This is a genomic window from Spirosoma flavus (assembly GCF_054778555.1).
In genome coordinates, this window is sequence record NZ_BAAGZL010000007.1 from 1 (window position 1) to 26527 (window position 26527).

Below are 26527 nucleotides of genomic sequence, written 5' to 3' on the forward strand. Positions count from 1 at the left end.
TGTGTTTCGGTAAACTTCTTTTTTTTCATGTGTCAGTTAAAATTAGCTCTTTTCGAGTCTAATCCATGACTGTCCTAATTTCAGGGAAGCTTACAATTTCAGGGAAGCTTACACCAGCGCAAGCTAAGGTCTGGCAAAGTCAAACTAAAAACTGAGTCAGCGCAGCAGACGGTTAGGGTTTTATCCAGTACAACACAGCAATGTTCATGGATACCGGTTTTACCCCCTAATGCGGCAATGCAGACTTGCTTAATTAGCTGGCCTTCTATATCAGTAATCTTAATTCCATGTTGGGTCAAGATGAAGCGTTCTGGGTTATCAGAGGCATAGTAATGGTCATACTTTACTACATTGTCAGCCGACCCAGAATTGTAATTCGTGTCGTCATAGATGTCAATTACAAAATCTGAATAAGTCCAATGCATATCAACGTTTATTTTGTCGACGAGTGGCTGGACCTAGAATCCTAGACCTGCCTAATCGGGGCGTTTCTCGTGTCGACTGAAACTGACTAACGATTCTCAAAACGGCTTGCTGAGACGGCTTCCTTGTCGCACGGAAGCTCACCACTACGTTACGGTCTGTTCGTTTCACCCAACGACCATGAGGGTTGATGGATGAGCACGCTACGTCATTAAACAACCACAATGCCCGACCTTTACACCCTCATTGGGTTGGGCTGCCCCGCTTGCCCACGGGACGTGCTCCCTGTCACAGTAGACCCTGAATATTAATTGACCGATAACTGAGCCTGAATCTGAGCTACAAACTCTGCCGACACATTTGCCAATTTTGCTGCTTGTTCGACAGTCAGACCCATTTGAAGTGCGTTCTTAACGGTTTCGCTTTTCACTAGATTTTCTCTACGTTCCTCTGCTTCCTGAATTTTTTGTTTTTCAGCCTTCACCGCTTCAGCGTTGGCTGCTGTCACACGAGCAAAGTATGCCCGTTCTTCCAGAGTCATTTTCCGCGTGTCTAACTCATCAATCGCCCGCTTGAGCCATTCCTCATTCCAGAATGCGGGATACTGAGTAGGTTCAGTTGTATGTAGCGTCTTCATGGTATATACCAGTTTGTCTAAATCGGTCTCTATCTCAGCAACTGGCTTGTTAAACTTAGCCAATTCTACGGTAATAAACGTCATTTGAGTATCAATGATTTCACCCGATTCGCTCCGTAGATTGGCCACTGTATGAAAATGCATTGTTGGTAAAATGCTCTTCGCCAGAATGGCGATAGCGTAGATTTTGGGCAGATTGGCATAATCAAACTCGCCCCGCTCAACGACTGTGTTGAATTTGTGGAGAGCGTAAGACTTCATACGCTGCACAAAATGCGGAGCCAGGCCTAACTGCATTTCCACAATGAACTGGCTACCGTTTTCGTCGGTGCAGGCCAAATCAAAAATGCCACTTCGACTGTCAATGGTAAGAGCCTCAAATACGTTTTTGTCGAACCTAACTTCTCGAATGGGCGTCTCGGATTTGATGAGTGCCTGTAAAGCGGTACGTAGAAATAAATTGTCAGCTTCGTTACCGAAAGTGGCTTTGAAACCGTAGTCCGAAATAATGGGAATGTAGATACCTGTTTCCATCCGGCAAAGGTACTCAATCAACGCACTTTCTACTGTTGTCAACTCGGCCCTGTCGGAGTGCATACCCTGTCACACGCTACGTTGCCAACTCACCTTTTGTCAGCTTGCCCAACCGGGGCGATTCTCGTGTCAACCGAAACCTGACCAACGAGCCAAATCGTTGACCGTTGGAACGCGCTGCCTGTCGCACGCGACCTGACCACTAGGTTACAGCCTGTTGTGTTCACCCAACGACCATGAGGGTTGATGGATGATGGCGCTACGTTATTGAACACAAACCACTGCCAACCTTTACACCCTCATTGGGTTGGGATGCCCCGCCTTCCCAACCGGCGAGCATCCTGTCGCCCGATAGGGTGACAGCGCGAAGTGGAACACCATATTATTAAAACAGTTCTTCTTTACCTTCAAGCCCATCTAATTTAGATTGTCTGTCGTATTCCTCCGCACAAGACCTGAACTCACATTCTGGACAGATAAACCATATACCAACCATTTTAAGGATTTCAAACTTTTTTTCATCATTAATCTCCATTTCAGTAACTCCTGAATTCGGCAGACATAAATCATCCTTAGTATAAGGGGCATTTAATTTATTACAATCTTGATAGTAATGTAAACAAATGTTGTCTACTTGTTTATCTAACTTGTTTTGAGAATAGTTAGTGACGAAAAACTTCATAGTTATATAAAACTTTGTTGTAAGTAATAACGGGGCGTTTCTTGTGTCAACCAAAACCCGCCGAACGAGCCCAAACTCTCCGAATCGGGGCGTTTCCTCTGTCCCACAGGAGCCCAACATGGAAACCCTAAGCCTACATCTGAGCCGTGCCCCATGTCGACCGAAGCCGACTAACGAGCACTGCTTTTTAGCACCACCCAACGCCAACAGGGGCTGATGGTGGGCGAACAACTCACTACAACAAACGTGCTTGCACCTTTACACCCCTGTTTGGTTGGGCTACACACCTCACCTCGGGACGTGCTCCCTGTCGCCAGACAGCCGCCCATGTGTAGAATAGACAGCTATCCTTTTAGGTAGCTTAAGTAGCTATCAACGGCGTCTTTTATCATCCTACTCACTTCACTACTGTCAAAATCTGGGCATTTATATGGATGCTCTACACAATCATGCCACATCCGCTCTACGGTCAATAAATCTTCACTTGCGAATTCAAAAACCTGTTCCGACAAAATAGTATACGCTCCAAGTTTTGCTTCATAGCCTTGATAGAATAGAATCTCAAATATCTCTTTCAATTTGCAACTACAATCCAACGCCTGAAGCGCATACACCAAAGTACCGTTATAGTTGAAATTCTCCTTTTTGAAGATGGCTTTTAATAATTCATTTACGGCTCTATCTGCTTTTATATCCGCTAAGCGAAGTGCAGCTACGTTTCTGATTTGTGACTGCTTAGAACTTAGTTGTGTCAACAACGAGTCGACTTCTTGCTCCTCCTCTATCATAATTCAAGAGTTCAATTTGTCGGCCAGAACCCGGCAAACTCACTTTTTGACTAACCAGACCGGGGCGATTCTCGTGTCGACCGAAAGCCGCCGAACATGCTCTATCTGTTTGGTACACCCAACGACCATGAGGGTTGATGGATGAGGAAACCACTCCAGACAACAAGCGCAGCCTCAACCTTTACACCCTCATTGGGTTGGGCTGCCCCGCTTTCCCTCGGGACGTGCTCCCTGTCGCCGGAGAGACCACCACTTAATGCTAAACAACAAAGAAAAGACAAAAAGTCGTAGCTTCGTGGAAACGTTCATGCATCATGGAAAATCTGCTGGCTCGCGTTACGCTCAATCCCGCCGTTAGTCAAGGCAAGCCAACCTTGCGTAATATGCGCTTTACGGTGGCCCAACTGCTTGAACTGCTGGCTGCGGGCATGACTCATCAAGAAATCTTGACCGATTATCCGTACCTAGAAGAAGCCGACATTCAGGCTGCTTTACTCTATGCGGCTCACATTGCCAATGCCCGTAGCATTGTGGCCCTGCCATTGGCTTCTTAACTGATGGTGCTCAAGTTTCTGGTTGACACCCAGCTACCGCCCATGCTGGCAACCTACCTACAGTGGAAGGGGGCCGAGGCTATTCATACGACCCACTTTCCCGAAGGTCATCTGTTGCAAGATACTGACATCGCTAAAATAGCCATCGAAGAAGGCCGTATTATCGTGACTAAAGACTCGGACTTTCCCGATGCGTTTTTTCTCAAAGGAGCACCGCCCCGAGTGGTGTACCTTCGGCTAGGCAATATCCGCAATCGGGAGTTAACCGCTTTTCTGGAAACTCGGTGGTCAGTGATAGAAGAGTTATTAACTCAAGATGTGGGTATGCTGGTCGTAAGTCGGCAGCAACTGATTAGTTACTAAGGAAAGCTGGCCTAGGGGGCATTTGCGCTGTCGCAAGCCAGCCGACTAACGAGCCGAAACCGGCCTGACCGGGGCGTTTGCGCTGTCGCAAGTAAGCCCGAAATGGAAGCCCAAATCTACCTTGGCACTACGTTCCTTGTGTCGATCGGACGCCGAAATACACTCCCAGCTTAGTGGGATCACCCAACGACCGTGAGGGCTGATGGATGAGGACACTACGTCCCTGAACTCGAACAACTGCCAACCTTTACACCCTCATTTGGTTGGGCTGCCCCGCTTTCCCTCGGGACGTGCTCCCTGCCACCGGAGAGCTAACTTAGAAAGTAAATTCTTCACCATCCGTTGCTGTCTTTAACTGACTTGGTATTCCCTCATCATCAATAGCTTCCCATGATGCTACTGATTTTGGGTTAAACTTGATTTTTTGTAATGAGTAATGGTCAGTCAATAATAGATTTTCAGCTTCCTTGACAAGATAGTAATTGTCTCGATTGTAGTTTTCTACATCTTCTGCGGATTTAAATTGAGTAAAATAATCAGGGGTGGCAAGCCAGTAAATCATCAAAGCTGTACCGCGATCACACATTTCATGATGTAGTACCCGCTTAGGAATTTCATAGCCATCGTTCCAATTTTTTATCAGATAATGCAATTCCTCAGATGTTTTTAACCTCTCAAAGTTTGCGTACTGAAGTTTGCGTATTTCTTCATCCTCATCATCGCTGTTTTCAATAGCTTCCTGTTCCTCTTCGGATAGGGTGTTGAAGACATCATATATGTTGTTTTCAATGAACTGAATCTGCTGCTCTGATAATTCTAGCATAAATCTCAAACTTTCAATATAATAAATGTTTCTTATGTCGCTGGGAGTCAGAATTTGACTTGGGTAGTCTACTCAACTTAAGCATTTCTCGTGTCGACCGAAGCCCAAAAACGAGCCAAACAGCCGGACTTGGGGACGCGCTGAGTGTCGCACGAAGCCCACCACTACGTTATCATCTACTGTTCACATCACCCAACGACCACGAGGGCTGATGGTGACGAAATAGCTCATTTCACTACGTTACCCTAACCTTTACACCCTCGTTTGGTTGGGCTGTCTAGCCTCCTTCGGGACGTGCTTCCTGTCGACAGGAAGCTGACTCGTTTACCTTAGCAATTAACTGAAACGTTGTCATTATCAGCTATAATAAGAATCATATCCTGAGAGTTCTCCTCTGTCTGGATAACGGGTTTGTTAAGGCATTTGGATACGGCAATTATATAATCAACTAATCTAATATGGTCGTCAATTGATGTTACTTCTCGGGGATCAATGTCATTTTCAATTTCTTGGTCAGCGAAGAAATAGCACTTAACAATAACAGCACCAAGCTTTATTGTCGCGCTGACCAACGAATCAATCTTACCGTCCAGATACTCAATTGCTAGGTCGCTGTCGATGATTGTTTCTACTCTTTCCGTCTGTCCATCGTAGAATTCAACGGAATAGCTTTCATTGATTAAGCGAAACCATTTTTGCCAATCCTCTTGCGTTGTGTTTAAAACATACAGGTCGCGCAATGAACCGTCACATTGATAAACTTTGTCTTTTATCGTCTGCCAATCCATTTTATACCGATTCTTAACCAAAGGTTGCCTATTGAGCCGTGCCCCCTGTCGCCAAGAGGCTGCATTACAAGCCTGGACTTGCCAAGGCGAGGCATTTCTCGTGTCACACGCGAGCTGCCTAACAAGCCAAACAACTTGCCTGTCGAGTCGTGTAGTCTGTCGACCGAAGCCCGACCGATACGTTATGGCTGTTTGGCGGCACCCAACGCCAACAGGGGCTGATGGATGAGAACGCTACGTCACTGAACATGAATAGCGTCAACCTTTACACCCCTGTTTGGTTGGGCTGCTAAGCCTTCCCAACCGGCGAGCGTCCTGTCGCCCGGCAGGGTGACAGCGCGGAGCGGACAACAACGCACGCACAACCGATGAAAGACCAGCGCGAAGCCGTTTACTACGTTGCTGACGGGCGCGACGCTGTTTTTGCTACGTTCCTGTCGGGGCGCTTGCCCTGTCGCACGCAACGTTGAGAACGCACTTTTCTCAGCCTGCCCAATTCCGGCGATTCTCGTGTCAGCCGGAAGCCGCCCAATGAGCCAAACAGCCCGCCATCGGGACGCGCTCACTGTCGCACAGAACACGGCCACTACGTTGTTTTCGCTGTTTGGTAGCACCCAACACCCGCGAGGGTTGATGGTGGACGCACAAATATACTGAATAACAGCTACTTGGACCTTTACACCCTCATTTGGTTGGGCTGCAAACCTCACCTCGGGACGAGCGTCCTGTCACACGGCAGCTGCCCTACGCGAAGCGCACACAACGCACTTTCCGATTTAAACCCGAGCGCCAAGCCGCTGCTACGTGTCGAAATCCAGTTTTTAAGCTTCTCATTCACAACGGTTGGCCTGTCGAAGGCTACGTATCTAACTCACTTCGTGCTTCCTTGCTTGAGCGTTTCCATTGTCACACGCAACCAAAAAACCGACCCAACTCCGGCGTTTCTGGTGTCGACCCCAACCCGCCCAACGAACCGAAAAGCTTTCCTGACGAGCCGTGCGGCTTGTCACACGAGACCTGATCGCTACGTTGTTTTTCTACCTGTTGTGTACACCCAACACCCACAGGGGTTGATGGATAATGAGACCACTCCAGACAACAAACGGAGCGTCAACCTTTACACCCCTGTTTGGTTGGGCTGCCGACTATACGACGGGACGTGAGTCCTGTCGCCGAGAGCGACCCCACGCGGAGCGCACACAACGCACAATCCGCTTTTATTGACCAGCGCGAAGCTAACGAAACGTAACGAAAATCCGCTTCTGTCGAGCCTGACTCTCTGGGGCGTTTCCGGTGTCGCCCCCAACCCGCCTAACTTGTCCAAGGCCGAACTGTCGGGGCGGTTGGTCTGTCGACCGGAGCCGCCCAACGAGCCAAAAAAGCTGGCCCTGTCGAGCCGTGACCCCTGTCGCACACGAGCCGACCACTACGTTATTGCTTTGACCCTCCACCCAACGACCATGAGGGTTGATGGAGTGCTCCACAAGTTGCACAAACAAACGTAGTTCGGACCTTTACACCCTCATTTGGTTGGGCTGACCCAGCTTTCCGCCGGGACGTGCTCCCTGTCGCAAGACAGGTGAACCACAGGGAGCGATAAAGCCAGTCCTAACTATCATAAATGTCCACTACGTCATAGCCCAAAGTTTCGCTGGCAATGCGTTTGAACGCAGCCGCCCAAACCGCCCACTCATCATCGTCCATTAGACCAGCGACTTGTAACCCGGGTGGCTCCACGGAAGCATCAACATACTTCTCATCGGTATTGTAACTGAACCAATAAGGGATACCTTTTTCTCCAAAAGCACCGCCTTCTCCAAAGCCTAGCCAGCCTTCCAATTGCTCGTAAATACCGATTAGTTTATCCCAAACTGGGATTGGGCTGTCATCGCCAATATTTAGGACCATCTCTTGATGATTCATTGAGCCGAATACTTTTAGTCTAATTTTGGGAGCGTTTCCTGTGTCGCCCACTACGTACCAAGCGCTTTTTTAGCTACCAAAACCGTGGCGTTTCTCGTGTCAACGGGAGCTGCCTAACGAGCCAAAACCGCTCTGTCGCGGACCGTGCCGCCTGTCGCACGCGAGCCCACCGCTACGTTATTGGCTATTCGCATCACCCAACATAGTATTGTGTGCGATATTGCGGAACTAGCTCTTCATGAAAGCATCAATATCAGATAGTTATAGTTCCGTATTTTTTTTGTCACTCATTCAGTCGTTATGGATGGTGACAAATCAATAATTTTCTGTCCAATTTATCAAAAAATAGCTTTAAAAGCGCGATAACAAAGGATGGAGCAAGCTCCTGTGCAGCGAATCTGGGACGTTGAAGGTTTCCCCAACTATTTCTTTGGCAATGACAATCAACTCTACCGCATTACTAAACGGGGTGAACTTCGGCCAATACGGCGTAGTATGAAACGATATACCCAAGGCTATGTGCTTAAAAGTCGATTCTTTAGTTTAGCCCAGTTGCGCACCATGTTGCGTCGGCATGAACTCACAGGTCGTCCAGTGGGCTTTTAAGATTACCGATCTGATGGGCGCTTACATGGGTGTAGCGCATGGTGGTTAAAATACTCTCATGGCCCAACAAGTGCTGAATATAGCGAATGTCCATACCTGACTCCTGCAGATGGGTGGCAAAGCTATGGTGTAAGGTGTGAATACCACCCCGTTTTTGGATGTTGGCCTGCACCACCGCCTGGCTATAAACCTGTTGAATCCCCCGTTTCGCCAGGGGTTCATGTAACTCAGCCTCTTCAAAGACATACCTTTTGGGACGATGTCGGTTCAGGTATTCATCCACTTCGGCTTGCAATTTGGCCGAAAACATCACCACCCGATCTTTTTTGCCTTTACCCGCCCGTACCGTAATCAGCCGACGGACCGGGTCCAGATCCACTAGCCGAAGTGCGACGACTTCGCCCACCCGCAGGCCAGTGGCATACACCAGTTTGAACAGGGTCCGGTACTTCAATGAGGTCGTTGCTTTAAAAATGGCCTTCACTTCGTCGATACTGTAGACGGTGGGTAATTGAGTGGCCTGGCGAGGATAAGCTACCTCATAGTAGGTTTTCTCGCGTTGTAGCACTTTCTCCTGATAAAACTTCCAGGCATTAATATGAACGTTGAGGGTAGCCGCGCTATACCGTTTCTTCTCCACCAGAAACAGCAGATAGTGCTGGTAGTCTGTTTTGGTTAACTCATCCAGTGCTTTGTCACCCATGTACTTAAGTAGGGTGATTAGTGCTTGCTTATAGTTAGTCAATGTTTTGTAGCTGTAGTGCTGCCGTCGAAGTACCTGCGAAACAGTGTTAATAACTGGGTGCTGGTCGAACTCACTCCGTGAGGGTCTATTGCGGAACAGCTGGTGAGTGCTTGCCTTGCCCAGGGGTGGCCAGGGTGGGTTGGTGGCTTGCTGAATGTGAGTCGTGGTAGCGGTGGGCTTGTAAAGCTGGACCAGCGCTTCATCGAAACGACAGTACTCTTTGCCGAACAGTTGGCCAATCTTACTAAGTGACTGGCGGGTATTGGGCACCAGCCAGCAACGTCGTGAATAACTCCAACGTCGTCCTTTGACCTCACGAATGAGTTCATTACCGATGGGGTCAGTGGGAAAGCTTATAGCAAGCAGGCTGGGGTCGCGCTCATCAATACGAATAGTAATCATGCTGGGGCAGTACGTCAATAAAGCAATTAGACGAACAGCCCTTGAGATGGTCTCAGAATTAATATATGTGGCCCTTTAGCCGAAATGGTAATTAAATCTCTTTGGGCCATTTTAGTAGGAGTAAGTCATCGTTAGTTCAAAAAAGCTTGTCGAATTAGCTTCAGAGACTTATTTGTCCCTAATTCTATCGGGAAATGAGTTAAGATTGGCAAGCCGAACCCACGAATAGGTATTTAGCTTGCTTTATTTTTCGCTATATCGTTCTGATTGGAATCGAAGTACTTCATTCCTTTTTGTGGTCAGACGAGCAACGGTGGGGGCTACCGCTTGAACACCTCCCCGGTACTGGCCCGTTTTTTAAATACCCCCGGTATGGCCATCCCTGTGGCCAAAAAAGGATTGTTTAAACAACTTGGTACAGCGAAAAACATTATTCATTCCGAACGGGCAAAGCCTTTATTTCATTTTGGGGGATATGAGGCTGTTCAAGTTTATCGCGAGTAAACCGGTCGATCCGAAGGGTTTCGGTCGGTTGCATACCAAAGCTTCCTGTAAAGGTCGTTGAGAAATTGCGGTTCGATAATTTACGTCAAGGAAATAAGTTCAACGACCTACAAAACTTTTGTTGTACCCAATGTTGTACCTAAAATGAAAAAAGCACTTAACATTTCTGCTAAGTGCTTGATTTTCTGAGCGGTCCGGACGGGGCTCGAACCCGCGACCCCCTGCGTGACAGGCAGGTATTCTAACCAACTGAACTACCGAACCAATTACTGATTTAGATTTACCGTCGCCGTTTCTCTAAATCGTGGCACAAAAGTAGGAGTTTACGCTATTCCACGCAAGGCTATCTTGGAAAAGTTTATGTAAAAATTTATTCTGACAACGCTGTGTTCACTGGAAATCAGTTGGTTCCAGGAGAAAATATTTTCTAATTAGCGTCAGCTGATTAATATAGGTGGTCATAAAGTTGAGGTATATAACAAACGGTTGGTAAAAAAATAAAGATCTGTAAACCTTTGGACAACATTTTGCAGTTATCCTATTGTTGACACCACCAGGCATTACTCAATGAAACGGGTTTTACGAACGATCCGCTGGATATTTCTTGCGATTTTATTCCTGGCTGCCGGAACGGTAGTAATTGCCTGGTTTGTTGATGGGCGGCAAACCGATGAAGAACTCGTAGAGGAATTCAGAGCGCTACGTATCAAGCCGGTGATTCACTATTATCAGGCTAGGTCGCAACGTAGTGAAGTGAAGCCGCGAACCATTCGGTTTATGGAAACACCCCGACCAGCAGGCGATACTACGTTGCCGGTGGTACTGTTTATTCATGGAGCACCCAGTTCGCTGTCATTCTTCAATGAATTTTTTAAGGATACAACCTTGCTCAATCGGGCGCAACTGGTGGCCGTCGATCGACCAGGGTATGGATACTCGGATTTTGGCTTTGTTGAAACCTCAATCATCAAACAAGCGGAACTGCTTCAGCCACTGATCGAGCGTTATCGAAAAGCGCCTTTTCTGATGGTGGTGGGCTCCTCATATGGTGGATCGGTTACGGCGCGACTGGCCATGACCAATCCCGAACGAATTAACCACGTCGTGTTTGTGTCGTCGGCGCTGGGGCCGGGGCTGGAACGGACGTATCCCATTAGTTATTTCGCCAACAGTCCGCTCATCCGATGGGGCGTGCCTCCGCTGCTACGTCTGGCTAATGACGAAAAACTAGCCCATCGGCAGGCGCTCGAAGCGATGCTGCCCGATTGGCCCAGAATTCGGGCGAATATTACTATGCTCCACGGTCAACGCGACGAATTGGTGTACCCAACCAACGTTACGTTCGCACAACACCATCTGATTAATGCCCAAGTGAAACAGTTTTTGTTGCCCGAAAATCGGCATGACATTGTATTCAATAAGCGCGAATACATGACGCAGATTATCCTCGACATTCTTACCAGACGCGACGTAAAAGAAACCGTCGAAACGAAAGCAATGGCAGTCAAACAGGTTAAACCTGAGCCTAGAGAAGCTATAAAGTTGTAGTGTTATAGCGTTGTAAAGTTTTACGGCATGTGAACTCTATAACCCTACGACTGTCTTACCTCCCAATTACACCGTTATCTCAATTCGATTTTGTTCCGGGTCTAGAACGACACTTTCGTAGTAGCCATCGCCCGTTCGTCGGGGCTCGCCGATTACTACGTAGCCGTCGCTACGTAATCGATTTGTCAACGTATCAACTTCTTCCTCGCTATCGACCGATATTGCGAGATGGGTCAGCCCCATATACTGCGTAAATCCCTGATTAATCTGGTCAGAAATTCCAGGCATCTGCATAAGTTCCAGCCGAGAGCCACCCTGCGGAAAACGGAGGAAATAAGACGAAAAGCCTTTGGAGGTATTAACGTATTTATCGTTGGACGTAGCACCGAAATAGGTTTCGTAAAACACGCGCATACGTTCTAAATCCCGAGCCCAGACGGCGATGTGTTCAATGTGCATAGTTGAAGTATGGTATATGAGATAGGATGTATGGGGCAGATAATGAAGTATTTAACGTAGCGGGGATATAGTATACATCATTAGAGCACCAGTGCAGGCATCCAGAAGACGCCGTCGCCCAGCCAGCGGTATCGCTCGTTTTTGATAAAATAGTTCGGGTAACGTTGAATCGCATACAATGTAATACTCATGATCGCGAGCATCAGCGCCGAGCGTTGGGCAAAACGATCATCTGTCACGAAACAAAGCGTGAGCCCGGTAGCCACTACCAGAAACGTCAGCCAGCGAAGAATGGTGTCGCAGCGCTCGAGGCCTATTGCTGTTGCTAATGAAAAAAACGGCTGTTTAGGACTTTCGCGCTTTTCCATTACCGCAAATAAAAGCAAATTCTGGAAAGCAATGCCCACGAACATCAACCATTCGGCTACCTCGACACCACGTACTATCGGGCGTTGAACCCACACACTTCCCCAGACGCCAGTGGCATACAAAAGCGCAACTAATGGTTCTTTCAAAAGCAAAGCCGGGTGGCGCTCGGGAAGCCTAAAAACCGCACCTACATAAGCGGCACAAACACCACCCAGCACAATACCGAACTTGACGACGCTGGCAGGTAGAAAAAACGTCAGAATAATGGCCAGCACCGTCGCGCCGATGACCACTTTCCAGAGCAGAGGTGCGTATTGATAATGAAAGCGATGACGCTCCGTTAAAGGTAACTTAGTCTTCTTGTCTTCATAACGTCGGACGTCGAGTAGCCTGTCGATGGTATAAATGATAAACACTGCCAGAGCCAGAACAAGCGGTGTAGCCCAATGCACGGGTGTTACGTCAGACAAACGCGTGGCCATCCGATTCGACAGCACCGCTCCGATGACGACGGGGAAACTTAAGTAATAAAGGGGACGCAGATAACGTAGCAAGGGGTGGTTGAGTTGTAGAGTTATAAGGCCGTAAAGTTATAGGGTTGTGAGGTTATTAAGTTGGTTGTTGCATTCTCACCGTTCCGGCGTTAGCCAACGTTATAATTTTAGAACCTTATAACTCTATAACTGATTCATAACCGGCGGGGCTAGCCAGGGCTCCTGTCGGCTAACCACCTCGATGGACTGACCGACCTGTAACGTACCAAGTGTGGACTCTCCAGTTGACTGGGCCAATACATTCTGACCAAACAAAATCTTGGCGTTCCATTGGCGATACGTTTTCAGAGTTTGTAACGGCTCCTTACCCGATTTAGCTGTTTCTGGATCTATAGTCGTTAGTAAGCAACGCGCACAGGGTTTTACGCCGTAGAAATCCATCCCGCCCACCCGGAAATGCTGCCACGCGTCTTCCTCGTAAGGCAGACTATCGTTCACAACTATATTGGGTCGAAAACGTTTCATGGCCATCGGTTCAGAGAGCTTTTGATTTAAGTAATCGAGCGAGGACTGACTTATAAGCAAATAAGGATAGCCGTCGGCAAAACTAACGGCATCGTCGGCAAGAGCATATTTGGGGTCAACGGCGCGATACGTAGTGTCGGGCATAAAAACCAATCGGCAAGGTTTGCCGAGCATTGCCGAGAACCATTCATCCGCTTCAGCACTAACCGTCAAGGCAGGTACATCCTTACTGTCCCAGATAGTGACTGGTAGCATTTCTGGATTGTCGGTCAACGTATCAACAGGTGGTTCCAAAGGCAGGGTCAGTACGTTGTCGGGATGATGGCGGTGCCAGACACGTAGCATCTCATCCTCGATTGCTACGTCGATGAGGGCCATTACGTGGTTCGTTCGCTGGGTCATGCACTCCCCCTCGGGCGAGACGATCATGAAGCGTCGGTCATGCCGAAATCCTTTGGCTTCAACCACTACGTTGGTAACCGAAAGACCTCCAAGCGATTTTATCGGATAGATGTGTAATTCAGAGATGGTCATGGTTCTGTAATAGGCCCCGACAGGCTCCGGCTGTCAGAGTCGCGTCAGCGACTAACCTGGTAGTTAAATCCGACAGCCGGAGCCTGTCGGGGCCTACTCAAAAACTCATTCTCGGCAGTGGACTAACGGTTTGATCGGTGAAATCGCCCTGCTCATATTTAAACTGGGCAGCCATCGCGATCATAGCCGCATTATCCGTACAATATTCAAATTTTGGAATAAATACGTTCCATCCCTGTTCGTTGCCGAGTTGGATAAGCGCGCTACGTAGTCCGCTGTTGGCCGAAACACCCCCGGCAATGGCAATATCGCGAATGCCGGTTTCGCGGGCCGCTCGTTTTAACTTGGTCAGCAGCATTTGCACTAAGGTGTGCTGAATACTGGCGCAGATATCGGGAAGGCGTTCCTGAATAAAATCGGGATTCGTTTTCACGTTGTCGCGCAGGAAATACATGATGGCCGTTTTGATGCCGCTAAACGAAAAATCCAGATTAGGCATCTCGCCCATCGGAAATTTGAACGCCAGCGGATTGCCGGTTTTGGCGTATTTGTCAATCAGCGGACCGCCAGGATAGGGGAGCCCAAGCAGTTTGGCTGATTTGTCAAATGCCTCACCCACAGCATCATCCTGCGTTTGGCCAATCACCGTCATGGCCAACGGCCCGTCGATACGTACCAGTTGTGTGTGGCCCCCACTGACTGTCAGACACAGAAACGGAAACGTTGGCGCCGGGCTTTCCAGAAAATGCGCCAGTACGTGCGCCTGCATGTGATTGACTTCAATAAGCGGCACATTGAGCCCCAGTGCCAGCGCCTTGGCGAACGAAGCTCCAACCAGTAACGAACCCAATAAACCCGGTCCACGGGTAAAAGCAACGGCATTTAACTCGTTTTTCGATACTTTTGCGTCCAGTAAAGCCCGCTCGACTACTGGCAAAATATGCTGCTGATGCGCCCGTGAGGCAAGTTCAGGAACGACGCCCCCGTATTTTTCGTGAATTAACTGGGTGGCAATTATGTTCGACCGAATATGGCCGTCGGCTAAAACAGCCGCCGACGTTTCGTCGCAGGAAGATTCGATGGCTAAAATATTCACCGTACAAAACTAATGGATTACGGAGTCGGTTGATGCAAGATGGGACGGCCGTGGTATAAACCGCTACGTTGTTTGTTGAGGAAAAGGTCGCAAAAATGATTTTTCTACACGTAAACAATGGAAGTTGCGACTAAACCGTTCCCTCAGTTAGTAGTCCAAGTGAAAGTTTTCTAGGTTATTCGTTGTATATTAGGCATTTCCGTGCTGGATGCGTTCGTTTTTCGCCATATTCCTTAAAACGCTGCTCTACGTCGTACTGACGGTATTGGGCCTGTCGCTGGGTGTGCTGATGGGGCTGCAAATACCAGCCGTACAGACCAAACTGGCGCAGGAAGGCGCTACCTGGCTCTCCGAAAAATTATGCTTCCCGGTCGATATTGAATCGGTTTCGATCAAGTGGTTTGATTCGCTGACGCTGAAAAATTTAACCATTAAAGACCTGCAGGGGCGCCCATTTATCGTGGTTGGGCGACTCGATGCCAACTACAATCTCCAGAATTTAATTGATTCGTCGGCGCACAATATTCATCTCGATGAAGTGGTGTTGTACCGTCCTGATGTTCGAATGATAAAAAATCCGAGCAACGGCGACACTAATCTCGATGATTTTATTGCGCGAATTGAAGAGTTGACTTCTGACCCGACCAAGCCCAGTGTACCCAATCAGAACGTACCGTTCACGGTAGCGCATATTCATTTGGTCGACGGGAAATATATGCTCGAAGACCCGCGTGAGCCGTTTATGAACGATAAGAATAGCTTTGACTATAACCACTTTACGTTCACAAACCTCAACGCCGAAGTCACGGATTTTCTGGTGCTGGGCGATACGATTGCCTTTCATGCTGATGGATTATCAGGAATAGACAAAGGCTCTCGATTGAAAATCAAGCGGCTCGATACGCAGTTTTTATACTGCAATACCAAACTCGAACTGGGTCGATTGTATGCCCATATCGGCAATTCGATCATACGTAACGAACTGACGTTTTTATACGATAAACCGTCGGCTTTTGGGGATTTCAACAAGCGAGTGCTGATGCAGGCTCGCTTCCGAGACAGTGAAATTCAGTCGAAAGATTTAGGCTATTTCTCTGATTATTTGCGTGGATTGAATGAAACCTGGTTACTGACCGGGCATTTTACGGGTACGGTAGAAGATTTCCGGCTACGTAACATGGACCTGCGTTTCGGCCCAAAAGGACGTAGCCAGCTGGCGGGGTCCGTTGCCTGGAAAGGACTGCCTGATATTGACCACACAACGGTCGATTTTGCGTTTACGCCTTCGACGGTCAACATGGCCGATATCCGCCAATATTATCCCGATTCTTCATTCAACCATACCATTCAAAAACTGGGGACTGCTACGTTCGATGCTACGTTTGTGGGCGCGTTCGATGATTTTAAAACGAAAGGAAACTTCCGAACGGCCATTGGAAACGTAACGGGCGATCTGGCCCTCAAACTGGCCGATAATCCCGATCAGACAACCTATAAAGCTAATCTGCGGGCTGAAAACCTGGAATTAGGCCAACTTATTAACCAGCCCGAGCAATTCGGTAAACTCGATGGACAGGGGAACGTAGTGGGGCACGGCACCAACCTTGAAAAAGCTACTATCGACCTCAACGGCAAATTCGGGCGGTTCGGCTGGCAGGGGTACGAATATCGCAACGTATCGGCTAACGGCAATTTGCAGAAGGCACTATTTGTGGGTTCGCTGAATATAGACGACCCCAATATCGCGTTTAGCCTCGACGGTGAATTTAATCTAAGTGGCACTCGAAAGCACTACGATTTGCGGGGTACGGTGCAACACGCCGATATGCGGGCGATGGGGTATTTGTCTGATTCCCTTGTCGTTAAAACCGATTTAGACGTACAGCTCGAAGGCAGTAAACTTGACGACGTAGTAGGCAGCGCTACGTTCACCAATACAAATCTGACCCGTAACCGACGGGAGCTTGCTGTGAATAAACTGACGCTGGTGTCGTCGATCGAACGAAATTCGGTACGTGATTCGGCGGGAAGTCAGCGGTATTTCGATCTGGATTCTGATTTTCTAACGACCCGTTTCCAGGGAGACTTTCAGCCACAACGTACCATCGATGATCTGACCCGGCTGGCTCGTGAGTACGAACTTTATTTTAAAGGCGATGCTGCCGGAATGGATGCCTATTATGCCCAGAAACAACGCCAGTTTGTGCGACAGGCACGTCAGCAGGGCGGGGGGGCAGTTCGGAGATATGGCGTTGACTATCAGTTAATAACTAAAAATACTACGCCTTTACTTTCGTTTTTTAATTCGGCCGTGTACGTAGCGCCATTAACTCGGATGGAAGGCCGGTTTATGGTTGATAATACGTCGTTTTTGACCGCTACTGTCAAAACCGACTCGCTTCGGTTTGGTACCGTTACGTTCGGCCCCAGCGATCTGGATTTAACAACTTCTAAATTCGTATTTAACAAAGAAGTGTTGGCTTCGGCGGTCGTTTCATCGAAATGGCAGGCGTTCAGCTCGATGGTGCCAACTCGAAATCTACAGGCGGAAGCGTCCTGGGATGTTGACCACATCGACTTTACCAGTGGTATTGAACAGGTCGACAGTAGTGGCCGAAATATAAACCGGGCCGACCTGAACGGTGAACTGCGTTTCAAAGGCGACGCCATCGACCTGACGTTCCGCCAGTCGAAACTACGAGTGCTCAACAGCGACTGGATTCTGAACTCGCAGGGATTGATTCGGAAAGTAGGCGACGAATATACAGTGCGGAACCTGTCGCTGGTGAACCAGAATCAGCTAGTGCAGGCTTCGGGCAAAATCTCGGCTGATTCTGTAGAACATTTGAATGTTGAAGCCCGGAATTTTCTGCTCTCCTCGCTCAATTCAGTCCTGAATACTACGTTGGGTGGAACACTCAACGGTACCCTCGCCGTACGTAACATATATACGTTGCCAATTCTGGAAAGTGTCTTGTCTGTCAGTGCATTGTCCTATCAAAATGCATTACTGGGCGATGTACGGGGAGATGGCACCTGGGATCAGCAGGCCCAACGATTGAATGTCGATGCCCATGTAAGCCGCAGTGGAAACGACGTAGTAACGATAAAGGGAACCTATACTCCTCAACTTAAAACTAATCCGTTGGCGTTGAAAGCAACGGTCAACAATGCTGATCTGAAGCTGCTGGAACCCTTCACGGTTGATCTGCTTTCAAATCTTGGTGGAACCGCTTTGGGCGTCATAACGGTTTCCGGTACGCCAGCCATGCCGGTTCTAAAAGGTGAAGTTGCGATTAAAAACGGCCGCGGCAGATTCGATTATCTCAAAGCCGATTTTTTCTTCGAGGATAAAATTTATTTTGGGGAAAATGACATTATCGCACGGCAACTGACGCTTCGTGATCCGGACGGCAATACGGCTCTACTGCGTGGTGGGGTCTATCACGATCGATTCCGGTTCTTTACGCTTGGCTTCGACGCGGATTTCAAGAACTTCAAAATCATGAATACGCAGGCCAAGGACAACGATGCGTTCTATGGACAGGCTGTTGTGACGGGCAAAGCGGAACTCTACGGACCAACCGACGACCTGACCATCCGGGCCAACGTAGCGAGTAATAAAGGAACCCGTATTTACATCCCACTCGATGGCGCTACGTCGGTGGCCACCGATGATCAGATTCGTTTCGTTGATCGGCTCGCTACAACCAAACCGAACAGTCAGACGACCAAACAGACCGACCAGCCTGTACTGGATCTCTCCCGAATTCAGATGGATTTTAACTTCGATATTACGCCTGACGCGTATTGCGAAATCCAGCTCGACCGGCAGACCGGCGACATTATCAGCGCTTACGGGGAGGGGCGTCTGTCGATGAAGGTAGATACCAAAGGGGATTTCACCATGACGGGTAATTATGCGATCCAGCGCGGTGAATACACGTTTACGTTCCAGAATATCCTGAACAAACGCTTTCAGATTCAGCCAAATAGCCGCATTACGTGGACGGGCGATCCATACAGTGCGTTGCTGGACGTTTCGGCGGCTTATACGCAATACACGTCACTGGCTCCGTTGCTGCCGCAGACCGGTTCATCGACACCCGGAGCCGACCAAACCCGCCGTTACCCGGTTGATTTACTGATAAAATTGAACGGCGAGTTGGGTTCTCCGGCGGTTAGTTATGATCTGGATGTGAAGGAATATCCAGCCTCTGCTACGTTCCGTCAGGCGGTCACGGCCTTTGAATCGCGTTTACAAAGCAACGATCAGGAACTGACGCGACAGGTTAGTAGTATTCTGTTATTCAATCAATTATTGCCTGAAGGCGCTGGCTTGTTCGAACAAGGGCAGGTAAATACAGGGGTATTCAACAGCGTGAGTGAACTGCTGTCTAACCAGATTAGCCGGATGGCGTCGAATCTGGACGAGAACCTGGACGTTGGTGTATCGATTGGTGGTTTTACAAACAGCAACCAGAACGAGAACCTGCTCAACAACCTGCAACTGCGCTTCTCCTATCGGCTGCTGAATGACCGGCTGCGTATCAGCCGAGATGGGGGATTCACCTATGGACAAAGTCAGTACAATGCGGCTAGTTTGCTCGGCGAGTGGACGCTGGAGTATTTTGTAACCCCCGATGGCCGTTTTCGGGTGAAGGCTTATAATCGTAATCAGCAAAGTATTCTGAATCAGGCTAGTCTGAACAGTACCATCACCACTGGGGGCGGATTAAGTCTCCTATATACCCGTTCATTTAACCGGCTATTTGGCGGTAAACGTAGCACACCCGGACTGGTGCCTACTAAAACCAACGAAGAACCTGCGTCTGTAGTGGTTCCCGTATCCGGCAACGTAGCACCCGGACGTAGCGCGTTGTAGTCTATTGTGCTTCGACCCATTTATTCGCTCCTGCTACGTCTTTTCAAGCGTCAGTTTATGCATTCCAGCCTCGTATTGATACGTAACAGATAGCTGATACGTATCACAAATTAGCTTTACGATGGCCAGCCCCAGACCAACCGACTCATGTTCGCCCGATTCTTTTTTAAAGCGTTTAAATAGCGTTTCCGGATCGGCCTGTAGCTCTGGGCCTGTGTTACTTAATTGAAGTTGATGAGCCGACGAACGTACCAGAATGCGGCCTCCTGAGTGATTGTGCCGGATGGCGTTGCTGACTAGATTATTGAGCAGGCTTTCGGCCAGTAGGGGAGGGAGTTGAGCGCGAAATGGTTCTTCTGAACTGATATTCGTCTTAATGTGCTTATGCTGCAAAATTTCTTCTACGTCGCCCAGGCGCTGAATTAGTTCGTCGGTCAGATCAACAGACTGAACATCAGCAAACTGTCTGTTTTCAATTTTGGCCAGCAACAACAATCCCTGATTCAACCGCGACATTCGGCGGGAAGCCTGGTAGATACCGTCAATCCAATGCGTTTGCTGATTCGTCAACTGTTCCGACTGAATAAGTTGCTCCACTTTAGCATTAATCAACGCCAGGGGTGTCTGCATCTCATGAGAGGCATTTTCCGTAAACTCTTTGAGGCTTCGGTAGTCCTGCTGCATTTTGTCGGCCATCTTCTGCAACACCTGATTCAACTCCCGAAATTCGTTAATATCTGGCTGGGCCAGATGCAGGGAGGTGCTGTGATTCAGGTCAAACAGCTTAATACGGGTCAAGGTATCGTAAAAAGGTCGCCAGATACGTTCGGAAAGTTTTCCCTGAAACCAGAACATCCCAAGCAGCAGGAGTCCCAGAAAAAGTACCATCGTCAACGATACGGCTTCGATAAGTCGATACGACTGAATGAGCGATTTTCGAATGGAAACCCGGTGCATTACCCCATTAATAGACTCGTAAAAAGTAAGTTGGCGGAAAGGTGTCAGTTCGTCGTCATAGCGGTTTAGAATTAACGTATCGCTAAACGCTTCTTTGATCTGCGCCGTTGGTTCTGCACGGGTAACTTCAATTTTATTCTCGACAAAATAAGGAATGCTCGACCAGTTATTGTGGCTTCGTATATAAGCTTCAAAATCCCGCTTTTCAACAATCAGGCGACTCTCAACTTCATCATAAATCAATAGTTTTACAATTTCATAGATAGCGAGCGCCGTCAGCAGGTAAAGTACCAGCGAGAAAATAAAGTAAATTCGGTTGGTTTGGGCTAATAGTTTCAACGTAAGCCAAATTTATAGCCGATGCCGTAAATGGATTGCACATAATCGTCGGCACCCTTGCTCAATAGTTTTCGACGCAGGTTTTTGATGTGTGAGTATACCATATCTAACGAATCGGCCGAGTCGATGTTATCGCCCCAAAGATGCTCGGCGATGGACGCTTTGGTTAACACAATGTCTACGTTCGACAGAAAATAAAGCAGCAAATCGTATTCTTTACGCGACAAAGGTGTCGATTGATCGTTCACGTAAACCATTCGCGTATTTGGTACAACCTGAATGTTGCCAAAACGAATTTCGGTATGGCCGCCAAACTGCCGACGACGTAGCAACGATTTCACCCGCGCGTTCAGTTCTGAGAGGTGAAACGGTTTACTCAAATAATCGTCTGAGCCAATTTCAAGCCCTTTAAGTTTGTCTTCCAGAGAATTACGGGCCGAAATAATAATAACGCCGGTTGTCGCAATCAGCCGTTTGAGGTTTTGAATTAGCTGAAGGCCATCGCCATCCGGAAGAGTTAAATCGACGATTACACAGTCGTAGTTGTACAGGAAAATACGCTCGTCGGCATCCCGAAACGTAGCACTTACCTCGCAGACATAGCCTTCCTTCGCCATATAATCGGTAATGCTTTCGGCCAGTCCCTGTTCGTCCTCGACAATTAATACTTTCATAAAACGCTCCTAAATAAAAATCGAAAGTATTGTTCAATTCTGGAAACATTTAGGAAGGTATTTTCCGTCGCTATTAACTGAAAATTAACCAAATCGGGGAATTTCCCAAATGTTTCCAGAATTGGGCTTTTGCTTTGCGACCATCGTTGTCTACGAATCAGCCTCCATACAGGCCGGTAAACTGCTATGATGATTGCACGAAAATACCACTCAACTCTTTGCTTACTCGCTCTGATTGCGTTCGCTTTACCGCAGTCGGTCAGGGGGCAGCGTCAGAACCTGAATCAACTGCTCGACCAGAGCGTTCGGCAATATCCGTTGCTAAAGGCGCGGCAGGCCGATGTGAATAGTACCCAACGTCGGATTCAGGCTAGTCAGACGGAGTTTTTGCCGATTATGCTCGCCCAGCATCAGTACAATTATGCGACGAGCAACAGCCTTAATGGTTCGTTCTTCCCAAACGAAAGTATTAATATTTCGACATCGGGTGGCGTTCGCCCGACCGCCATTTCGCAGGCCAGTTTTGGGAGTTTTACCAGCGCTTCCATCGAATGGCGGGCCATTACGTTCGGGCGCGTCCGGGCAAATGTGAACGTAGCAAAAGCTGATAATCAACGTAGTCAGGCGGAGTACGAAAATGAAATTTTTCAGCACCAGATACGTACCATTGATGCCTATCTGCTCACGCTCATCAGCCAAAAGATTGTGCAGATACAACAGAGCAATCTGGAACGGGCGCAGACGTTCAAACGTGTTGTCGATGCCGGCGTTCGTTCAGGAATGAGGGCGGGTGTGGATAGTTCTTTAGCTACTGCCGAAGCGATTCGGGCGCGATTGCTGTTGCTCGAAAGTCGCCAGCGTGAACAGGTTCAACGGCTGCAACTTTCCGAACTGACTGGCCAGCTACAGCCCGATCTGCAACTAGATAGTATGCGTTTTTACACCGCCCTGCCGCTGAGCGATTTTAAGTCAGATTCGCTGTCGCCCAAAAATCCGACGTTACGTCTGTTTCAATCACAAATAAACCTATCTGCGGCACGTAGCATCGCCAGCCAGCGGGCAGGACTACCCATTATTTCGCTGGTAGGTGTGGGCAATGCACGCGGTTCAGGCTTTTCGAATCAGGGCGATGTTTTTCTACAAAATCAACTGGGTGGACTTGGCTATCAGGTTGGTAATTACCTGCTTGGCATCGTCGCCCGCTGGAATATAACCGGAATGCTACGTACCCGGCATGATTTTCAGGCAGATCAGTTTCAGGTTGAACGTGCCCGCCAGTTATTCAACACCCAGCGCCTTCAGATCAATCGTCAATACCAGGAGGCCGACATTCAATATCAGGTAGCATTAGAACAGGCCCGTCAGGCGCCGATTCAATTACGTGCCGCCCGCCAAGCATTCAACCAGGCTAAATCCCGATACGAAAGCGGCCTGACCGATTTGCCGACACTATTACAAAGTGTCGTAACGCTCAACCGGGCCGAGGTAGATGGTTACGTTACCAACAGTAATGTTTGGCGATTTCTATTACTAAAAGCAGCCGCTGAAGGTGATTTGTCCCTGTTTATGAACGCCCTGTAGAGGTAAGGCATGCCCTGTCTTTACGACCATAATTGAAACCAATTAAATTATGTACAACATCATTCGTTCTGCGCTTCGGAAACCCATTTCGGTGGTGGTGGCTGTGATGGGAATTTTGTTCTTCTCCATCCTGTCGCTGTTTACCATTCCGGTTGATATTTTCCCCAGTCTCGATTTGCCGACCATTTACGTAGTGCAACCCTACGGTGGGATGGCTCCCGACCAGATGGATGGTTTCATCGCCACGCGTTACCAGGATCACTTTCTTTACGTATCGGGTATCCGCGACATCGACGTAAAAACGATTCAGGGGTTGTCGCTGATTAAACTCTCATTTTACCCAGGCACCGATATGGCGCAGGCAGCGGCTGAAGTTGCCAACAACGTATCACGGGCCAAAGCTTATATGCCAGAGGGCACTGTTCCTCCGCAGGTGGTCAGGTTCGATGCCAGTTCGGTGCCGGTGGGGCAGTTGGTTTTTGAAAGCCCAACGCGCTCACTGAACGAAATTCAGGATTATGCGTCTTCGCGCGTCCGACCCATGTTTTCGCGCATTCCCGGCGTTTCCAGCCCTCCGCCGTTTGGGGGCAACCAACGGACAGTGATTGTCCGGGTCGATCCGCAACGGGTACGTAGTTACCAGCTCACGCCCGAAGAGGTGATACGTGCAATTGTTACTAACAACCAGCCTTCACCCGCCGGTAATATTCGGATTGGCGAAAAAACGCTGATGACGCCCGTAAACTCGCTGGTGAAACGCCCCGAAGATTTTCTGAATATTCCGATACGTGTTGGTTCCGGCCCGACCGTGTTTGTGCGGGATGTTGGAACGGTAGAAGATGGCGCCGACGTAACGGTAAGTTACGCGCTGGTGAATGGGCGCCGGGCGGTGTATATCCCGGTTGTGAAAAAGTCCGATGCATCGACCCTGGACGTAGTGAACAATCTTCGAAAAGCACTACCCGAATTGCAGGCCGCCGTACCGGAAGATGTGAAGATTTCCTACGAATTTGATCAGTCGGTATACGTAACGAATGCACTTAAAAGCCTGGTTACGGAAGGGATTCTGGGTGCTATTTTAACGGGTCTGATGGTGCTGCTCTTCCTGCGCGACTGGCGGAGTGTGATCATCGTGGTGGTCACCATCCCGATTTCCATTTTGTCGGCGGTGATTATGCTCAATCTGTTCGGGCAAACCATCAACATCATGACCCTGTCGGGGCTGGCGCTTGCTATTGGGATTCTGGTCGACCAGGCAACGGTAACCATCGAAAATATTCACCAACACCTGGAAATGGGTAAGCCCAAAGCTACCGCCATTTGGGATGCCTGTAAGGAAATCGTTTTCCCCGAATTCCTGATTCTGCTGGCGATTCTGGCTGTATTTGCGCCCGCTTTTGTAATGAATGGCGTACCGCGTTCGATGTTCCTGCCGCTCTCATTATCAGTAGGTTTTGCCATGATTGCGTCGTTTTTGCTTTCGCAGACATTCGTTCCGGTGATGGCGAACTGGCTGCTCAAAAGCCACCCCGAACACGAAGCACCTACGCTGGGTCTGGATACCCGCGAACTGCACATGATCGAGGATGAAAAACCAGTTGCCAACGCGAAAGGATTTGAGCGGTTTAAACAACGATACACCGCAACGCTTGAAAAAATCCTGGATCGACGCGGTTTGGTAGTGGGTGGCTATCTGATTGGTAGTCTGGCAATTATCCTCGTGTGTTTTATGGTGATTGGTACGGATATTCTGCCCCATGGCAACAGTCACCAATTCCAGATGCGACTTCGTATTCCTGATGGAACGCGGGTGGAACGTACCGAAGTCGCTACGTTGAAAGTACTGGATATCATCAAAGAAGCGGTTGGCAAAGACGGTGTGGAGATTTCGTCGGCTTATGTCGGTACGGTGCCATCCAGCTACGGTACGTCCAATATTTTTGTGTTCAACAGTGGTCCGCACGAGGCCGTTTTGCAGGTGTCGCTGAGCGAAGAACATCCGGTTAAAATGGATGATCTGAAGGAAGAACTTCGGGAACGTATCGCCAAAGCTCTGCCAACAGCCAGCATCTCGTTTGAGCCGATTGAGTTGACCGACAAAATCATGAGTCAGGGCGCTTCAACGCCAATCGAGGTAACGGTGGCGGCCAAAGACCTGAACGAAGCGGGTCGGTTTGCGAACAAGATTCGGGAGCAAATGGCGAAGATCGATTTCCTGCGCGACGTACAGATTGCTCAACCACTGAAATACCCTATCCTGAAGGTAACGCTGAACCGCGAACGGGCCGGACAGCTCGGCGTTACGTCGACACAGGTGGCACGTTCGATGGTAGCCGCTACGTCGTCGAGTCGGTTTACGGACAAAAATTTATGGCTCGATGAGTCGAAAGGGTTAGCCTATCAGGTGCAGGTGCAAATTCCAGAATACCAGATGAGCAGTGCCAGCGACATTGGTAATATTCCCCTGAAAAGTGGTGAAATGCGACCGCTTTTATCGGATGTCGCTACGTTCTCGGAAAGTACAGCACCGGGCGAATACGACCGCGCTGGCCCGAACCGGCTGGTGACGATCACGGCGAATTTGCAGAAAAAAGACCTTGGTTCAGCGCAGAAAGCGGTCGAAAAAGCCATCAAAGATGCTGGTGAGGCTCCGCGTGGTGTGCTGGTTGAAATGGGTGGCCAAACCAACTTGCTGGCCGATACGTTAAGCAGCCTGCAAACGGGTCTGCTGGTGGCAATCGTGATTATCTTCTTACTGTTAGCCGCTAATTATCAGTCTTTTAAGCTATCGTTGGTTATTCTGGCGGCTATTCCGGCTGTGGTGGCGGGCGCTCTGTTGATGTTGCTGGCCTGTGGCGCTACGTTGAATCTACAATCGTACATGGGGCTGATTATGTCGGTGGGCGTATCGGTTGCGAACGCTATTCTGATGGTGACCAACGCCGAAAATCTCCGCCTGGATATTAAGAACCCCCGGAAAGCCGCTACGTTGGCCGCCAACAGCCGGATTCGTCCAATTCTGATGACCAGTATTGCCATGATTGCCGGGATGGTGCCAATGGCATCGGGACTGGGTGAAGGCGGTGATCAGATTGCGCCACTAGGTCAGGCCGTTATTGGCGGATTGATTGCGTCTACATTGGCGGCTCTCCTCGTATTGCCTTGCGTATTTACCCAACTACAGGGCAAAGCGTCCACTCAGTCCATATCACTTGATCCGGAAGATCCTGAAAGTCAGTATTATCGTCAGGAAGAACAGGAGCTAAGTCACAGTCTATAATCGAAACCATATCA

General features: G+C 48.8%; 22 protein-coding genes and 1 tRNA gene. 8 read left to right on the plus strand and 15 right to left on the minus strand.

All coding sequences use genetic code 11. The features are described from left to right. Nucleotides 1-730: 730 nt before the first annotated feature. The 3 genes from ACYVF1_RS27035 to ACYVF1_RS27045 all read right to left on the minus strand — a co-directional run bounded on the left by ACYVF1_RS27035 (nucleotide 731) and on the right by ACYVF1_RS27045 (nucleotide 3064). Nucleotides 731-1594: an Rpn family recombination-promoting nuclease/putative transposase gene (locus ACYVF1_RS27035; protein WP_461085421.1), complete on the minus strand. Its 864-nt coding sequence runs from the start codon at nucleotides 1592-1594 to the stop codon at nucleotides 731-733. Between the two features lie 385 nt (nucleotides 1595-1979). Next, on the minus strand, nucleotides 1980-2276 hold the full coding sequence (locus ACYVF1_RS27040) for a hypothetical protein (protein WP_461084859.1): 297 nt from the start codon (nucleotides 2274-2276) through the stop codon (nucleotides 1980-1982). Between the two features lie 344 nt (nucleotides 2277-2620). Continuing rightward, nucleotides 2621-3064, minus strand: coding sequence for a hypothetical protein (locus ACYVF1_RS27045; protein WP_461084861.1), 444 nt, complete (start codon nucleotides 3062-3064; stop codon nucleotides 2621-2623). 314 nt (nucleotides 3065-3378) lie between these two features. Between ACYVF1_RS27045 and ACYVF1_RS27050 the strand changes: the two genes are divergently transcribed. Then, entirely contained in the window at nucleotides 3379-3618 is a 240-nt protein-coding gene (locus ACYVF1_RS27050) for a DUF433 domain-containing protein (protein ID WP_461084863.1), read from the plus strand. 3 nt (nucleotides 3619-3621) lie between these two features. Next, nucleotides 3622-3981: a DUF5615 family PIN-like protein gene (locus ACYVF1_RS27055; protein ID WP_461084865.1), complete on the plus strand. Its 360-nt coding sequence runs from the start codon at nucleotides 3622-3624 to the stop codon at nucleotides 3979-3981. Nucleotides 3982-4297: 316 nt separating this feature from the next. On the opposite strand, the gene ACYVF1_RS27060 is transcribed toward ACYVF1_RS27055, so the two are convergent. The 3 genes from ACYVF1_RS27060 to ACYVF1_RS27070 all read right to left on the minus strand — a co-directional run bounded on the left by ACYVF1_RS27060 (nucleotide 4298) and on the right by ACYVF1_RS27070 (nucleotide 6206). Then, nucleotides 4298-4804 carry a DUF4274 domain-containing protein gene (locus ACYVF1_RS27060; RefSeq protein WP_461084867.1) on the minus strand — a complete coding sequence of 169 codons (507 nt, stop codon included), beginning with the start codon at nucleotides 4802-4804 and terminating at the stop codon, nucleotides 4298-4300. Between the two features lie 329 nt (nucleotides 4805-5133). Next, a complete protein-coding gene (locus tag ACYVF1_RS27065; protein ID WP_461084869.1) occupies nucleotides 5134-5592 on the minus strand; it encodes a hypothetical protein in 459 nt (152 codons plus the stop codon). A 239-nt stretch (nucleotides 5593-5831) separates the two neighbouring features. Then, nucleotides 5832-6206 carry a hypothetical protein gene (locus ACYVF1_RS27070; protein WP_461084871.1) on the minus strand — a complete coding sequence of 125 codons (375 nt, stop codon included), beginning with the start codon at nucleotides 6204-6206 and terminating at the stop codon, nucleotides 5832-5834. 54 nt (nucleotides 6207-6260) lie between these two features. Between ACYVF1_RS27070 and ACYVF1_RS27075 the strand changes: the two genes are divergently transcribed. Both ACYVF1_RS27075 and ACYVF1_RS27080 read left to right on the plus strand, forming a co-directional pair. Then, nucleotides 6261-6755, plus strand: a complete 495-nt coding sequence (locus tag ACYVF1_RS27075) for a hypothetical protein (protein ID WP_461084873.1) — start codon at nucleotides 6261-6263, stop codon at nucleotides 6753-6755. Between the two features lie 57 nt (nucleotides 6756-6812). Then, nucleotides 6813-7097 carry a hypothetical protein gene (locus ACYVF1_RS27080; RefSeq protein ID WP_461084875.1) on the plus strand — a complete coding sequence of 95 codons (285 nt, stop codon included), beginning with the start codon at nucleotides 6813-6815 and terminating at the stop codon, nucleotides 7095-7097. 103 nt (nucleotides 7098-7200) lie between these two features. Here the strand turns inward: ACYVF1_RS27080 and ACYVF1_RS27085 are convergent, their stop codons facing one another. The 3 genes from ACYVF1_RS27085 to ACYVF1_RS27095 all read right to left on the minus strand — a co-directional run bounded on the left by ACYVF1_RS27085 (nucleotide 7201) and on the right by ACYVF1_RS27095 (nucleotide 10036). After that, nucleotides 7201-7515 (minus strand): hypothetical protein, encoded by a 315-nt coding sequence (locus ACYVF1_RS27085; RefSeq protein WP_461084877.1) that lies wholly within the window; start codon nucleotides 7513-7515, stop codon nucleotides 7201-7203. 580 nt (nucleotides 7516-8095) lie between these two features. Beyond that, entirely contained in the window at nucleotides 8096-9268 is a 1173-nt protein-coding gene (locus ACYVF1_RS27090; protein ID WP_461084879.1) for a tyrosine-type recombinase/integrase, read from the minus strand. A 694-nt stretch (nucleotides 9269-9962) separates the two neighbouring features. After that, nucleotides 9963-10036 (minus strand) — tRNA-Asp (locus ACYVF1_RS27095). Nucleotides 10037-10339: 303 nt separating this feature from the next. On the opposite strand from ACYVF1_RS27095, the gene ACYVF1_RS27100 reads away from it, so the two are divergent. Continuing rightward, complete coding sequence (locus ACYVF1_RS27100) at nucleotides 10340-11320, plus strand: alpha/beta fold hydrolase (RefSeq protein ID WP_461084881.1); 981 nt, start codon at nucleotides 10340-10342, stop codon at nucleotides 11318-11320. 66 nt (nucleotides 11321-11386) lie between these two features. Here the strand turns inward: ACYVF1_RS27100 and ACYVF1_RS27105 are convergent, their stop codons facing one another. The 4 genes from ACYVF1_RS27105 to tsaD form a co-directional block, all read right to left on the minus strand. Further along, the gene (locus tag ACYVF1_RS27105) at nucleotides 11387-11779 is read right to left on the minus strand and encodes a VOC family protein (protein ID WP_461084882.1); all 393 of its coding nucleotides are present in this window, start codon (nucleotides 11777-11779) and stop codon (nucleotides 11387-11389) included. 80 nt (nucleotides 11780-11859) lie between these two features. After that, entirely contained in the window at nucleotides 11860-12702 is an 843-nt protein-coding gene (locus tag ACYVF1_RS27110; protein ID WP_461084884.1) for a UbiA prenyltransferase family protein, read from the minus strand. Between the two features lie 123 nt (nucleotides 12703-12825). Beyond that, nucleotides 12826-13701: an MOSC domain-containing protein gene (locus ACYVF1_RS27115; protein WP_461084886.1), complete on the minus strand. Its 876-nt coding sequence runs from the start codon at nucleotides 13699-13701 to the stop codon at nucleotides 12826-12828. A 97-nt stretch (nucleotides 13702-13798) separates the two neighbouring features. After that, nucleotides 13799-14797, minus strand: coding sequence for a tRNA (adenosine(37)-N6)-threonylcarbamoyltransferase complex transferase subunit TsaD (tsaD, locus tag ACYVF1_RS27120; protein ID WP_461084888.1), 999 nt, complete (start codon nucleotides 14795-14797; stop codon nucleotides 13799-13801). Between the two features lie 208 nt (nucleotides 14798-15005). On the opposite strand from tsaD, the gene ACYVF1_RS27125 reads away from it, so the two are divergent. Next, nucleotides 15006-19682, plus strand: a complete 4677-nt coding sequence (locus ACYVF1_RS27125; RefSeq protein WP_461084890.1) for a translocation/assembly module TamB domain-containing protein — start codon at nucleotides 15006-15008, stop codon at nucleotides 19680-19682. A gap of 33 nt (nucleotides 19683-19715) precedes the next feature. On the opposite strand, the gene ACYVF1_RS27130 is transcribed toward ACYVF1_RS27125, so the two are convergent. Together ACYVF1_RS27130 and ACYVF1_RS27135 are read right to left on the minus strand one after the other, a co-directional pair. Next, nucleotides 19716-20978 (minus strand): sensor histidine kinase, encoded by a 1263-nt coding sequence (locus tag ACYVF1_RS27130; RefSeq protein WP_461084892.1) that lies wholly within the window; start codon nucleotides 20976-20978, stop codon nucleotides 19716-19718. Beyond that, nucleotides 20975-21652, minus strand: coding sequence for a response regulator transcription factor (locus tag ACYVF1_RS27135; RefSeq protein ID WP_461084894.1), 678 nt, complete (start codon nucleotides 21650-21652; stop codon nucleotides 20975-20977). Before ACYVF1_RS27135 ends, ACYVF1_RS27130 begins: the two co-directional genes overlap by 4 nt. A gap of 186 nt (nucleotides 21653-21838) precedes the next feature. Between ACYVF1_RS27135 and ACYVF1_RS27140 the strand changes: the two genes are divergently transcribed. Then, nucleotides 21839-23233 carry a TolC family protein gene (locus ACYVF1_RS27140; protein WP_461084896.1) on the plus strand — a complete coding sequence of 465 codons (1395 nt, stop codon included), beginning with the start codon at nucleotides 21839-21841 and terminating at the stop codon, nucleotides 23231-23233. 49 nt (nucleotides 23234-23282) lie between these two features. Beyond that, nucleotides 23283-26513 carry an efflux RND transporter permease subunit gene (locus ACYVF1_RS27145; protein ID WP_461084898.1) on the plus strand — a complete coding sequence of 1077 codons (3231 nt, stop codon included), beginning with the start codon at nucleotides 23283-23285 and terminating at the stop codon, nucleotides 26511-26513. Nucleotides 26514-26527: the final 14 nt, after the last annotated feature.

Excerpts from the sequence above, each read along its gene's own strand:
- ACYVF1_RS27145 (WP_461084898.1), top strand. The coding sequence starts at position 23,283 with ATGTACAACATCATTCGTTCTGCGCTTCGGAAACCCATTTCGGTGGTG.
- ACYVF1_RS27090 (WP_461084879.1), bottom strand. The coding sequence starts at position 9,268 with ATGATTACTATTCGTATTGATGAGCGCGACCCCAGCCTGCTTGCTATA.
- ACYVF1_RS27055 (WP_461084865.1), top strand. The coding sequence starts at position 3,622 with ATGGTGCTCAAGTTTCTGGTTGACACCCAGCTACCGCCCATGCTGGCA.
- ACYVF1_RS27040 (WP_461084859.1), bottom strand. The coding sequence starts at position 2,276 with ATGAAGTTTTTCGTCACTAACTATTCTCAAAACAAGTTAGATAAACAA.
- ACYVF1_RS27100 (WP_461084881.1), top strand. The coding sequence starts at position 10,340 with ATGAAACGGGTTTTACGAACGATCCGCTGGATATTTCTTGCGATTTTA.
- ACYVF1_RS27140 (WP_461084896.1), top strand. The coding sequence starts at position 21,839 with ATGATGATTGCACGAAAATACCACTCAACTCTTTGCTTACTCGCTCTG.
- ACYVF1_RS27115 (WP_461084886.1), bottom strand. The coding sequence starts at position 13,701 with ATGACCATCTCTGAATTACACATCTATCCGATAAAATCGCTTGGAGGT.
- ACYVF1_RS27060 (WP_461084867.1), bottom strand. The coding sequence starts at position 4,804 with ATGCTAGAATTATCAGAGCAGCAGATTCAGTTCATTGAAAACAACATA.
- ACYVF1_RS27105 (WP_461084882.1), bottom strand. The coding sequence starts at position 11,779 with ATGCACATTGAACACATCGCCGTCTGGGCTCGGGATTTAGAACGTATG.
- ACYVF1_RS27085 (WP_461084877.1), bottom strand. The coding sequence starts at position 7,515 with ATGAATCATCAAGAGATGGTCCTAAATATTGGCGATGACAGCCCAATC.
- ACYVF1_RS27045 (WP_461084861.1), bottom strand. The coding sequence starts at position 3,064 with ATGATAGAGGAGGAGCAAGAAGTCGACTCGTTGTTGACACAACTAAGT.
- ACYVF1_RS27135 (WP_461084894.1), bottom strand. The coding sequence starts at position 21,652 with ATGAAAGTATTAATTGTCGAGGACGAACAGGGACTGGCCGAAAGCATT.
- ACYVF1_RS27065 (WP_461084869.1), bottom strand. The coding sequence starts at position 5,592 with ATGGATTGGCAGACGATAAAAGACAAAGTTTATCAATGTGACGGTTCA.
- ACYVF1_RS27125 (WP_461084890.1), top strand. The coding sequence starts at position 15,006 with ATGCGTTCGTTTTTCGCCATATTCCTTAAAACGCTGCTCTACGTCGTA.
- ACYVF1_RS27035 (WP_461085421.1), bottom strand. The coding sequence starts at position 1,594 with ATGGAAACAGGTATCTACATTCCCATTATTTCGGACTACGGTTTCAAA.
- ACYVF1_RS27050 (WP_461084863.1), top strand. The coding sequence starts at position 3,379 with ATGGAAAATCTGCTGGCTCGCGTTACGCTCAATCCCGCCGTTAGTCAA.